This window comes from Burkholderia cenocepacia (assembly GCF_900446215.1).
GTDB classification, from domain to species: Bacteria; Pseudomonadota; Gammaproteobacteria; order Burkholderiales; family Burkholderiaceae; genus Burkholderia; species Burkholderia cenocepacia.
Window position 1 is genome coordinate 1,044,521 of sequence record NZ_UAQZ01000012.1, and the last position, 11,891, is coordinate 1,056,411.

Here is an 11,891-nt window from a genome sequence, read left to right on the forward strand (position 1 = left end):
ACCACGAGCACGCTCGAAAAGCTAAACGACCGGAAAATGCAGCCGTTCCCCCCTCACAAGCTCACCTCGGCCTCTTTCGTTTCGCCAACCGGCAAATTGAAAAAAGTGCCAGCTTGATTGTTGGCGCTCTTTATTGGAGTGTCAAGTGGAATTTTTAGACGTTTAGAGGGTCGTTGTAAAGAACCCATTTTCAGGGTTTTTCCGGCTTTGCTTTGCAGCATGCGGCCAAGCGCGGGGGCTTGAAAAGCCGCATAATCGGCTCATATACCAGGCTCGAGTGACACGCGTTCGAGTCGTCCCGGCTTGTGGGATACTGGATGCGGACACGACGTTCCGGTGCGATTCCCCCTGACGGTTCGTGTTCCGCGCCATGCGTGAAAGCCGGCACCGCAGCCGGCTTTCGTATGGCGCGAAGACGAGCGCGTGTTCCGGGATACCGGGGAGGGCGCCGGCCGGTCGGTCGGGTAATGGCAGGATTGCGGGCCTGTCCGAGTTGTTTAGAATGGGTGTATGGCGATTATCCCGGACAAGCAGGACAGTACCGTCCTGGAACGCAAGCAGCAGAAGCTCAAGCCGCCTTCGATGTACAAGGTGGTGCTGCTCAACGACGACTTCACGCCGATGGAGTTCGTCGTGATGGTGGTCCAGGAGTATTTCAAGAAGGATCGCGAGACGGCCACGCAGATCATGCTGAAGGTCCATCGCGAAGGGCGAGGGGTTTGTGGGGTCTATACGCGGGACATCGCGTCGACCAAGGTTGAGCAAGTCGTTACCCATGCGCGGCAGGCAGGGCATCCGCTGCAGTGCGTGATGGAGGAAGCATGATTGCCCAGGAATTGGAAGTCAGCCTGCACATGGCGTTCATGGAAGCACGCCAGGCGCGCCATGAGTTCATTACGGTCGAGCATCTGCTGCTGGCCCTGCTGGATAATCCGACGGCAGCCGAGGTGTTGCGCGCGTGCGCGGCCAACATCGAGGATCTGCGTCAGAACCTGCGCAATTTCATCCACGACAACACACCTACCGTCCCGGGCACCGACGATGTCGATACCCAGCCGACGCTCGGTTTCCAGCGTGTGATCCAGCGCGCGATCATGCACGTCCAGTCGACGTCGAACGGCAAGAAGGAAGTCACCGGCGCGAACGTGCTGGTCGCGATCTTCGGCGAGAAGGATTCGCACGCCGTGTACTACCTGCAGCAGCAGGGCGTCACGCGCCTCGACGTGGTGAACTTCATTTCGCACGGCATCGCGAAGACGAACAACGGCGAAGCCGCGAAGTCGACCGACGCGAACGCGGAAAGCGAAGACGCGAATGCGCAGAAGGAAACGCCGCTCGCGCAGTTCACGCAGAACCTGAACCAGATGGCGAAGGACGGCCGCATCGATCCGCTGATCGGTCGCGAGCCCGAGGTCGAGCGCGTCGTGCAGGTGCTGTGCCGTCGCCGCAAGAACAACCCGCTGCTCGTCGGCGAAGCCGGCGTCGGCAAGACCGCGATCGCCGAAGGGCTCGCGTATCGGATCACGCGCGGCGAAGTGCCGGACATCCTCGCGAACGCGCAGGTGTACTCGCTCGACATGGGCGCGCTGCTCGCGGGCACCAAGTATCGCGGCGATTTCGAGCAGCGCCTGAAGACGGTGCTCAAAGAGCTGAAGGAGCGCCCGCACGCGATCCTGTTCATCGACGAAATCCATACGCTGATCGGCGCGGGCGCCGCGTCGGGCGGCACGCTCGATGCGTCGAACCTGCTGAAGCCGGCGTTGTCGTCGGGCACGCTCAAGTGCATCGGCGCGACGACGTTCACCGAATATCGCGGCATCTTCGAAAAGGATGCGGCGCTGTCGCGGCGCTTCCAGAAGGTCGACGTGACGGAGCCGAGCGTCGAGCAGACGGTCGCGATCCTGCGCGGGCTGAAGTCGCGCTTCGAGGAGCATCACGGCGTCAAGTATTCGTCGGGCGCCCTGTCGGCCGCGGCCGAGCTGTCGGCACGCTTCATCACCGACCGTCACCTGCCGGACAAGGCGATCGACGTGATCGACGAGGCGGGCGCCGCGCAGCGCATCCTGCCGAAGTCGAAGCAGAAGAAGACGATCGGCAAGAGCGAGATCGAGGAAATCATCTCGAAGATCGCGCGCGTGCCGGCGCAAAGCGTGTCGCAGGACGATCGCAGCAAGCTGCAGACGCTCGACCGCGACCTGAAGAGCGTCGTGTTCGGCCAGGATCCGGCGATCGACGCGCTCGCGGCCTCGATCAAGATGGCGCGTGCGGGTCTCGGCAAGATGGACAAGCCGATCGGCGCGTTCCTGTTCTCCGGCCCGACGGGCGTCGGCAAGACCGAAGTGGCGCGCCAGCTCGCGTTCACGCTCGGCATCGAGCTGATCCGCTTCGACATGTCGGAATACATGGAGCGTCACGCGGTGAGCCGGTTGATCGGCGCGCCGCCGGGCTACGTCGGGTTCGACCAGGGCGGCCTGCTGACCGAAGCCGTCACGAAGAAGCCGCATTGCGTGCTGCTGCTCGACGAAATCGAGAAGGCGCATCCGGACATCTTCAACGTGCTGCTGCAGGTGATGGACCACGGCACGCTGACGGACAACAACGGCCGCAAGGCGGATTTCCGCAACGTCATCATCATCATGACGACGAACGCGGGCGCCGAGTCGATGCAGAAGGCGACGATCGGTTTCACGACGCGCCGCGAAATGGGCGACGAGATGACCGATATCAAGCGCCTGTTCACGCCGGAGTTCCGCAACCGCCTGGATGCGATCATCAGCTTCCGCTCGCTCGATGAGGAGATCATCATGCGCGTGGTCGACAAGTTCCTGATCCAGCTCGAGGAACAGCTGCACGAGAAGAAGGTCGACGCGCTCTTCACCGACGCGTTGCGCAAGCATCTCGCGAAGCACGGCTTCGACCCGCTGATGGGCGCGCGGCCGATGCAGCGGCTGATCCAGGACACGATCCGGCGTGCGCTGGCCGACGAACTGCTGTTCGGCAAGCTCCTCAACGGCGGCCACGTGACGGTCGACGTCGACGAAAGCGACAAGGTGCAGTTGTCGTTCGACAAGCTGGCGAATCCGCCGCACAAGCCGAACGAAGAGACGGTCGAAGTCGAGTAAGCGATAATTCGTTGTTCATGCGAACGGCGCGGGAAGGTCTCCGCGCCGTTTCGTTTTATCCGGCGCCGGCGGCGCGATGGTGGTGCAGGGGAGTGGTAACGCAGTGACACAACAACAACGGTCGTTCGACGCTATCGTCGCGCGCGAACAAGGGTTGCGCCACGCGCTGACGTCGGGGCAGATGGCGATGATCGCGATCGGCGGCGCGATCGGCACGGGGCTGTTCCTCGGCAGCGGGTTCGCGATCGGGCTCGCCGGCCCGAGCGTGCTGGTTTCCTATGCGATCGGCGCGCTGATCGCGCTGCTGCTGATGGGCGCGCTCGCGGAAATGACCGTCGCGCATCCGACGGCCGGCTCGTTCGGCGCGTATGCCGAGCATTACGTCGGCCCGCTCGCGGGCTTCCTGGTGCGCTATGCGTACTGGTTCGCGGTCGTGTTCGCGATCGGCACCGAGATCAGCGCGATCGCGGTGTTCATGAAGTACTGGTTCCCGGCGGTGCCCGGCTGGTACTGGGTGATCGGCTTCTCCGCGCTGCTGATCGCGGTTAACCTCGCGAGCGTCACGCTGTACGGCACGGTCGAATACGCGTTCTCGCTGCTGAAGATCGCGGCGATCGTCGTGTTCATCGTGCTCGGCGCCTATCTCGTGTGGGCGGCGCCGGCCGCGTCGGGCATCGGTTTCGCGAACTACACCGCGCACGGCGGCTTCATGCCGAAGGGACCGTGGGGCACCTGGGTCGCGGTGATCGTCGCGATCTTCAGCTACATGAGCATCGAAGCCGTCGCGATCGCGGCCGGCGAGGCGCGCGATCCGCAGCACGCGGTCACGCGCGCATTCCGCTCGACCGTGTTCCGGCTCGTGCTGTTCTACCTGCTGACGCTGTCGCTGATGCTCGCGATCGTCCCGTGGACGCAGGCCGGCACCGACGAAAGCCCGTTCGTGAAGGTGATGGCCGCGACGCACGTGCCGTATGCGGCCGGCGTGATCAATTTCGTGCTGCTGATCGCGGCGCTGTCGGCGATGAACAGCCAGCTCTACGTGACGACGCGGATGATGTTCAGCCTGTCGCGCGCGCGCCTCGCGCCCGCAGTGTTCGGCCGGCTCGGCGCGAACGGCGTGCCGCGCGCGGCGCTGTGGATCTCGACGAGCGGCGTCGCGGTGGCGGCCGTGCTGGTCGCGGTGGCGCCCGACACCGCGTTCACCGTGATGATGGCGATCGCGATGTTCGGCGCGCTGTTCACGTGGCTGATGATCTTCGTCACGCACTTGCGGTTCCGCTCGCAGTATCGCGGCCCCGCACTCGCATTCCGGATGTGGGGGCACCCGTTCGGCAGCCTGCTCGGCGCGGGGCTCGTCGCGGCGATCCTGCTGACGACCGCCTTCACGCGCGAATTCCGGATGACGATGGTGGTCGGCGTCGTGTTCGTCGTGCTGCTGACGCTCGCCTACGCACTGCATTACCGGCACCAGCACGCGCGCTGACCGCGCCGGTGCGGCCGCCCACGCCGTTCTCCAGTCGCTAAGGTTCCGTTAAGCGAGCGGCGACTACATTCGATCCTGTCTGCAATGCGTGCCGGTCCGCACCGGCACGCCGCTTCCTGCAAAAAGGGGTTCGAATGAACAAACTTCCGGAAATCACGCTCGCGTTCTGGATCATGAAGATCTGTGCGACGACGCTCGGCGAGACCGGCGGCGATCTGCTGTCGATGACGCTGAACGTCGGCTACGCGGTCAGCTCGATCCTGCTGTTCGGTTTCTTTCTCGTGACGCTGGGCGCCCAGCTCAGGACGACGCGCTATCGCCCGGCGATCTACTGGGCCGTGATCGTCGCGACGAGCACGGCCGGCACGACGATGTCCGATTTCATGGATCGCACGCTCGGCCTCGGCTATGCGGCCGGCTCGTCGATCCTCGTCGCGATCCTGCTGGCGATCTTCGCGGTCTGGCGCGTCAGCGGTGAATCGCTGTCGGTCGACCTGATCCGTACACGCAAGGTCGAGCTGCTCTACTGGATCGCGATCCTATTCTCGAACACGCTCGGTACCGCGCTCGGCGACTTCCTCGCGGACAGCTCGGGGCTCGGCTTCGGCGGCGGCGCATTGCTGATCGGCGGCCTGCTCGCGGCGATCGTGCTCGCGCACTACTTCACGCGCCTCTCCGGCGTGCTGCTGTTCTGGGCCGCGTTCGTGCTCACGCGGCCGTTCGGCGCGACGGTCGGCGACCTGCTGACGAAGCCGGTCGCGAAGGGCGGCCTCGCGCTCGGCACGGTCGGCTCGTCGGTGGTGCTGTTGGGCGTGCTGGTCGCGATGGTCGCCTATGCGAGCATCACGCAGGCGCGGCGTCGCGAACCGGTGCCCGCGCGGATCGCGCAACCAGCCGGCAAGTGACGGGTGCGTGCCAAAGAAAAGGGGCCGCGAGGCCCCTTTTTTCGTGCTGCGTGGCTCAGGTTCAGTGGCGGCCGGTGCTGCCGAAGCCGCCTTCGCCGCGATCGCTCTCGGTGAATTCGTCGACGATATTGAACTGCGCCTGCACGACCGGCACGATCACGAGCTGCGCGAGGCGTTCGAACGGGTTCAGCACGAACTCGGTCTGACCGCGGTTCCATGTCGAGACCATCAACTGGCCCTGGTAGTCGGAGTCGATCAGGCCGACGAGGTTGCCGAGCACGATCCCGTGCTTGTGGCCGAGGCCCGAGCGCGGCAGGATCAGCGCCGCATAGCCGGGGTCCGCAAGGTGGATCGCGAGGCCCGTCGGCACGAGCGTGGTCTCGCCCGGCTGCAGCGTGACCGGTGCGTCGAGGCACGCGCGCAGGTCGAGGCCCGCGCTGCCGGTGGTCGCGTAGGCGGGCAGGTAGTCGCGCATGCGCGCGTCGAGGATCTTCAGGTCGAGTTTCATGCGGTCGTCGAATCGGTCGGGAAGGGCGCAGCGGCACGCGCCGCCGCGCGGGTGATCAGATCAGGCGGTTGTCGGGCAGGCGCTTCGCGATTTCCGCGACGAGCGCATGCGCGAGTTCGTCTTTGGGCGCGCGGGGCAGGCGCGTGAGGCCGGCGGCCTCGAACAGCACGACTTCGTTGTCGTCGCGGCCGAACGTCAGCGGGCCGAGGTTGCCGACGAGCAGCGGCACGTTCTTGCGCTTGCGCTTCTCGTCGCCGTGCACGTCGAGGTCGCCGCTTTCGGCCGCGAAGCCGACGCAGAACGGCGCATCGGGCAGCGCCGCGACCGACGCGAGGATGTCGGGATTCTCGACGAACGCGAGCGCCGGCATCTTGCGGTCGGCCGTCTTCTTCATCTTGTGCTCGGCCGGCTGGTCGACGCGCCAGTCGGCAACCGCGGCCACCGCGATGAAGATGTCGGCATCGGCGACCGCATGCATCACCGCGTCGTACATCTGCTGCGCGGTCTGCACGTCCTGGCGGTACACGCCCCACGGCGTGTCGAGCGCGACCGGCCCGGCGACCAGATGGACGTCGGCGCCGGCCTGTTGCGCGGCGCGCGCGAGCGCGAAACCCATCTTGCCGCTGGAGCGGTTCGTCAGGCCGCGCACCGGGTCGAGCGGTTCGAACGTCGGGCCGGCCGTGATCAGCACGCGCCGGTGCGCGAGCACCTTCGGCGCGAAGTGCGCGACGATCGCCTCATAGATCGCCTCGGGCTCGAGCATGCGGCCGTCGCCGACTTCGCCGCACGCCTGCGCGCCCGAATCCGGGCCGAGCACCGACACGCCGTCCGCGCGCAGTTGCGCGGCGTTGCGTTGCGTGGCCGGGTTCTGCCACATCTGGCGGTTCATCGCGGGGACGACCAGCAGCGGACAGTCGCGCGCGACGCACAGCGTCGACAGCAGATCGTCCGCGAACCCGTGCGCGAGCTTCGCGAGGAAATCCGTCGACGCGGGCGCGATCACGATCGCGTCGGCTTCGCGCGACAGGTCGATGTGCGCCATGTTGTTGTCGATGCGCGCGTCCCACTGGCTCGTATAGACGGGCCGGCCCGACAGCGCCTGCATCGTGACGGGCGTGATGAACTGGGTGGCGGCGTCGGTCATCGCGACCTGCACGGTCGCGCCGGCCTTCACGAGTAGCCGCGTGAGCTCGGCGATCTTGTAGCAGGCGATGCCGCCCGTCAGGCCGAGAACGAGGTGTTTTCCTGCGAGTTCTGCGTGTGCCAACTCAGGCCTCCTGGGGTCAAACGGAACGGCCGGCGCGAAGCCGGCCGTCGACACGGAGTATGCGCGCTCAGCGCGAACCGCGCACGCGCCGCAGCTCGTCGTAGATCAGCAGCACCGCGCCGATCGTGATCGCGGAATCGGCGAGATTGAACGCCGGGAAGTGCCACGCGCCGAGATGGAAATCGAGGAAGTCGATCACGTGACCGTAGACCAGCCGGTCGATCACGTTGCCAAGCGCGCCGCCGAGGATCAGCGCGAGCGACACGCTGAACAGCCGCTGGTGGCCGTGGCGCTTCAGCAGGAAGCAGATCACGAGCGTCGCGCCGACGCCGAGCGCGGTGAACGCCCAGCGCTGCCAGCCGCTCGCGGTCGACAGGAAGCCGAACGCGGCGCCGCGGTTGTACACCAGCACGAGGTTGAAGAACGACGTCAGCGCATGCTGCGCGCCGTACGCGAACGTTTTCAGGATCGCGATCTTCGACAGCTGGTCGAACAGGATCACGATCAGCGAAATGCCGAGCCAGGGCGCGAGCGCGCCGCTGGCCGGTTTCGACAGGGTCTTCGCCATATTTACGCAGCGCTCCGGATTTCGCCGTTTTCAAACAGGTTCGAGAAGCAGCGGCCGCACAGCGTCGGATGCTCGGCGTGCGCGCCGACATCTTCGCGGTAGTGCCAGCAGCGCTCGCACTTCTGGTACTTCGACGCGGCCACGTCGACGCTTTCCTGCGCTTCGTCGTCGACCTTGACGACCGTCGCGGCCGACGTGATCAGCACGAACTTCAGGTCGTCGCCGAGGCTCGTTAGCGCGTCGTAGCGCGCGCCGCTCGCATGGACGGTGACTTCGGCCTGCAGCGACGAACCGATGCGGTTCGCGGTGCGCGCTTCCTCGAGCGCCTTCGTCACGTTGCCGCGCACGTCGCGCAGCAGCGCCCACTTGTCGATCAGCGCGGCCGAGCCGGCGACTTCCGGATACGCATAGTAGGTCTCCGTGAAGATCGTGTCGCTCGCCGGCTGGAACACCTTCCACGCTTCTTCCGCCGTGAACGACAGGAACGGCGCGAGCACGCGCAGCAAGCCGTGCGTCAGGTGGTACAGCGCGGTCTGCGCGGAGCGGCGCGCGCGCGAATCGGCGGCGCTCGTGTACAGGCGATCCTTCAGCACGTCGAGGTAGAAGCCGCCGAGGTCTTCCGAGCAGTACGTCTGCAGCTTCGCGACGACCGGGTGGAATTCGTACTTCTCGTAGTGGCCGAGCAGTTCCGTCTGCAGTTGCTGCGAGAACGCGACCGCATAGCGGTCGATCTCGAGCCATTCGTCGACCGGCACCGCGTGCTGCGCGAAGTCGAAGTCCGACAGGTTCGCGAGCAGGAAGCGCAGCGTGTTGCGGATGCGGCGATAGCCTTCGGTCACGCGCTTCAGGATTTCCTCGGAAATCGCGAGCTCGCCCGAGTAGTCGGTCGACGCGATCCACAGGCGGATGATTTCCGCGCCGAGGCGGTTCGCGACTTCATGCGGGTCGATGCCGTTGCCGAGCGACTTGCTCATCTTGCGGCCTTCGCCGTCGACCGTGAAGCCGTGCGTGAGCAGGCCCTTGTACGGCGCGCGGCCATCGATCATCGAGGCCGTCAGCAGCGACGAGTGGAACCAGCCGCGATGCTGGTCCGAGCCTTCGAGGTACAGGTCGGCCGGGAACTGCAGCTGATCCTTGTGCGAGCCGCGCAGCACGTGCCAGTGCGTCGTGCCCGAGTCGAACCACACGTCGAGCGTGTCGCGGTTCTTTTCGTACAGGTTCGCGTCGTCGCCGATCAGCTCGCGCGGGTCGAGCGATTGCCACGCCTCGATACCCGACTGCTCGACGCGCTTCGCGACTTCCTCGAGCAGCTCGAGCGTGCGCGGGTGCAGCTCGCCGGTTTCCTTGTGCACGAAGAACGCCATCGGCACGCCCCACTGGCGCTGGCGCGACAGCGTCCAGTCCGGACGGTTCGCGATCATGCTGAACAGGCGCTGCTTGCCCCACGACGGGTAGAACGCGGTCGCGTCGACGCCTTCGAGCGCCGTTTCGCGCAGCGTCTTGCCGCCGTCTCGCGGCGTCACGTCCATGCCGGCGAACCATTGCGACGTCGCGCGGTAGATGATCGGCGTCTTGTGGCGCCAGCAGTGCATGTAGCTGTGCGTGTACTTCTCGCTGCGCAGCAGCGAGCCGGCCGCGTTCAGCGCGTCGACGATCTTCGGGTTCGCATCCCAGATCGACAGGCCGCCGAACAGCGGCAGCGATTCGATATAGCGGCCGTCGCCCATCACCGGGTTGATGAAGTCGGAATCGGTCATCCCGTGTGCCTTGCACGACATGAAGTCCTCGATACCGTACGCGGGCGACGAGTGCACGACGCCGGTACCGGTGTCGGTCGTCACGTAGTCGCCGAGGTAGACGGGCGCGGTGCGCTTGTAGCCGGGATGGGCCGATGCGAGCGGGTGATGGAAGCGCAGGTTCGCGAGCTTCACGCCGGGCGTGGTCGCGATGATGCGGCCCGTCAGCTTGAAGTCGCTCATGCAGGCTTCGACGCGCTCTTCCGCGATGATCAGCAGCCCGCGCTCGGTGTCGACCAGCGCGTAGACGATTTCCGGATGGAGGTTCAGCGCCTGGTTAGCGGGAATCGTCCACGGCGTGGTGGTCCAGATCACGATGCCGCCGTCGGCGCGCGGCAGCGCCGGCAGGCCGAACGCCTGCGCGGTCTTTTCCGGTTCCGCGAACGCGAACATCACGTCGATCGTCGGATCGGTGCGGTCCTTGTACTCGACTTCCGCTTCCGCGAGCGCCGAGCCGCAGTCGAAGCACCAGTTCACCGGCTTCAGCCCGCGGTACACGTAGCCCTTCTCGATGATCTTGCCGAGCGCGCGGATTTCTTCCGCCTCGTTCACGAAGTTCATCGTCTTGTACGGATTCGCCCAGTCGCCGAGCACGCCGAGGCGCTTGAAGCCGACCTTCTGCTTCTCGATCTGCTCGGTCGCGTACGCGCGCGCCTTGCTCATCACTTCGGCCGCCGGCAGCGACTTGCCGAACTGCTTCTCGATCTGGATCTCGATCGGCATCCCGTGGCAATCCCAGCCCGGCACGTACGGCGCGTCGAAGCCGGCCATGTTGCGCGACTTGACGACGATGTCCTTCAGGATCTTGTTGACCGCGTGGCCGAGGTGGATGTCGCCGTTCGCATACGGCGGGCCGTCGTGCAGGATGAACTTCGGCCGGCCCTGGCTGGCCGCGCGGATCTTGTCGTAGATGCCGCGCTCTTCCCACTCCTTGACCCACTGCGGCTCGCGCTTGGGCAGGTCGCCACGCATCGGGAACGGCGTGTCGAGCAGGTTGACCGGATACTTGGCCTGCGGTTTCGAATCGGCTTTCTTGTTGCTCATGATGGGATCGCTATCTCAATCGGGGGACGCTCGGGCGTCGTGAATCGGGGATGCGCGCGAGAGGGCGGCGCGAGGGGGGCGGCGCCCGCGCGCCGCCGTCCGGATCAGCTAATTCGGTCGGTAGCCGACGTCGCGAAGCCCGTCGCGCGGCTGCCCGGCGCACGGTCGCGTTCGATGAAGTACGCGCGCGCATTCGCGACGTCGAGCGCGATCGCGCGCGACAGCGCCTCGAGATCGTCGAACTTCGCCTCGTCGCGCAGCTTCTTCAGGAATTCGACACGGATCAGCTTGCCGTACGCATCGCCGTGCCAGTCGAGCAGGTGAACTTCGAGCAGCACGCGGCCCGAATCGTCGACGGTCGGGCGCAGCCCGAGGCTCGCGACGCCCGGCAGCGGCTCGGGGCCGAGGCCGTGCACCTGCACGACGAAGATGCCCGCGAGCGCCGGCCGCTTGTGCGCGATCGGCAGGTTCAGCGTCGGGAAGCCGAGATCGCGGCCGAGCTTCAGCCCGTGCGCGACGTGGCCGCTGATCGCGTAGCCGTGGCCGAGCGCCTGAGCGGCCGCGTCGAGATCGCCCGCGGCGAGCGCCGCGCGCACGCCGGAGCTGGAAATGCGCGTGCCGTCGCTGCCGGCCACCGTGCCCATCTGCTCGACCTCGAAGCCGTGCTGCTCGCCGGCCGCCTTCAGCGTGTCGAAGGTGCCCGCGCGCTTCGCGCCGTAGCAGAAATCGTCGCCGACCATCATCCAGCGCGTATGCAGCCCGTTCACCAGCGTGCGCTCGACGAACGCCTGCGGCGACTGGCTCGCGAAGGTGTGGTTGAAGTGCTCGACGACGACGCGGTCGACACCGTGATCGCGCAGCGCTTCGAGCTTGTCGCGCAGCATCGCGATGCGCGGCGGCGCGCCGGCCGGATTGAAGAATTCGCGCGGGTGCGGCTCGAACGTCATCACGCACACGGGCAGGCCGCGCGCGTCCGCTGCCGCGCGCACGCGCGCGAGCAGGGCCTGGTGGCCGCGATGGACACCGTCGAAGTTGCCGATCGTCAGCGCGCACGGGGCGCGGCTCTCGGCGTTGGGCAGGCCGCGGAAGACTTTCACGATAGCGGATGCAGCGTCGGGGGAATGGGCGGTGGGATGCCGCAAAGCAGAAGATTATAAACGTTCGGGCGGGCCGGCGGCCGAGAAGGCGGGAAACGCGG

Annotated in this window: 10 protein-coding genes; 4 read left to right on the forward strand and 6 right to left on the reverse strand. The window is 66.3% G+C overall.

The genetic code is table 11. The features are described 5' to 3' along the window. Positions 1-53: 53 nt before the first annotated feature. Entirely contained in the window at positions 54-221 is a 168-nt protein-coding gene (locus DTA15_RS38655) for a hypothetical protein (protein ID WP_153260047.1), read from the reverse strand. Positions 222-510: 289 nt separating this feature from the next. Here DTA15_RS38655 and clpS point away from each other — a divergent pair, with 289 nt between their 5' ends. From clpS to DTA15_RS22445, 4 genes are all read left to right on the forward strand, one after another. Next, on the forward strand, positions 511-825 hold the full coding sequence (gene clpS, locus DTA15_RS22430; protein ID WP_006398529.1) for an ATP-dependent Clp protease adapter ClpS: 315 nt from the start codon (positions 511-513) through the stop codon (positions 823-825). Beyond that, positions 822-3,122, forward strand: a complete 2,301-nt coding sequence (gene clpA, locus DTA15_RS22435; RefSeq protein ID WP_006488947.1) for an ATP-dependent Clp protease ATP-binding subunit ClpA — start codon at positions 822-824, stop codon at positions 3,120-3,122. The genes clpS and clpA overlap by 4 nt, the downstream gene beginning before the upstream one ends. Positions 3,123-3,225: 103 nt before the next feature. Next, positions 3,226-4,605: an amino acid permease gene (locus tag DTA15_RS22440; RefSeq protein WP_006488957.1), complete on the forward strand. Its 1,380-nt coding sequence runs from the start codon at positions 3,226-3,228 to the stop codon at positions 4,603-4,605. A 134-nt stretch (positions 4,606-4,739) separates the two neighbouring features. Beyond that, positions 4,740-5,510, forward strand: a complete 771-nt coding sequence (locus tag DTA15_RS22445; protein WP_006488951.1) for a COG4705 family protein — start codon at positions 4,740-4,742, stop codon at positions 5,508-5,510. Positions 5,511-5,571: 61 nt separating this feature from the next. On the opposite strand, the gene dut is transcribed toward DTA15_RS22445, so the two are convergent. The 5 genes from dut to DTA15_RS22470 form a co-directional block, all read right to left on the reverse strand. Beyond that, positions 5,572-6,018, reverse strand: a complete 447-nt coding sequence (gene dut / locus DTA15_RS22450; RefSeq protein WP_006488961.1) for a dUTP diphosphatase — start codon at positions 6,016-6,018, stop codon at positions 5,572-5,574. Positions 6,019-6,073: 55 nt separating this feature from the next. Continuing rightward, positions 6,074-7,285, reverse strand: coding sequence for a bifunctional phosphopantothenoylcysteine decarboxylase/phosphopantothenate--cysteine ligase CoaBC (coaBC, locus tag DTA15_RS22455; protein WP_006488958.1), 1,212 nt, complete (start codon positions 7,283-7,285; stop codon positions 6,074-6,076). Positions 7,286-7,352: 67 nt separating this feature from the next. Next, the gene (gene lspA / locus DTA15_RS22460) at positions 7,353-7,853 is read right to left on the reverse strand and encodes a signal peptidase II (RefSeq protein WP_006488949.1); all 501 of its coding nucleotides are present in this window, start codon (positions 7,851-7,853) and stop codon (positions 7,353-7,355) included. Between the two features lie 2 nt (positions 7,854-7,855). Further along, entirely contained in the window at positions 7,856-10,693 is a 2,838-nt protein-coding gene (gene ileS / locus DTA15_RS22465; RefSeq protein ID WP_006488953.1) for an isoleucine--tRNA ligase, read from the reverse strand. Between the two features lie 104 nt (positions 10,694-10,797). After that, positions 10,798-11,790, reverse strand: coding sequence for a bifunctional riboflavin kinase/FAD synthetase (locus DTA15_RS22470; protein WP_006488971.1), 993 nt, complete (start codon positions 11,788-11,790; stop codon positions 10,798-10,800). Positions 11,791-11,891: the final 101 nt, after the last annotated feature.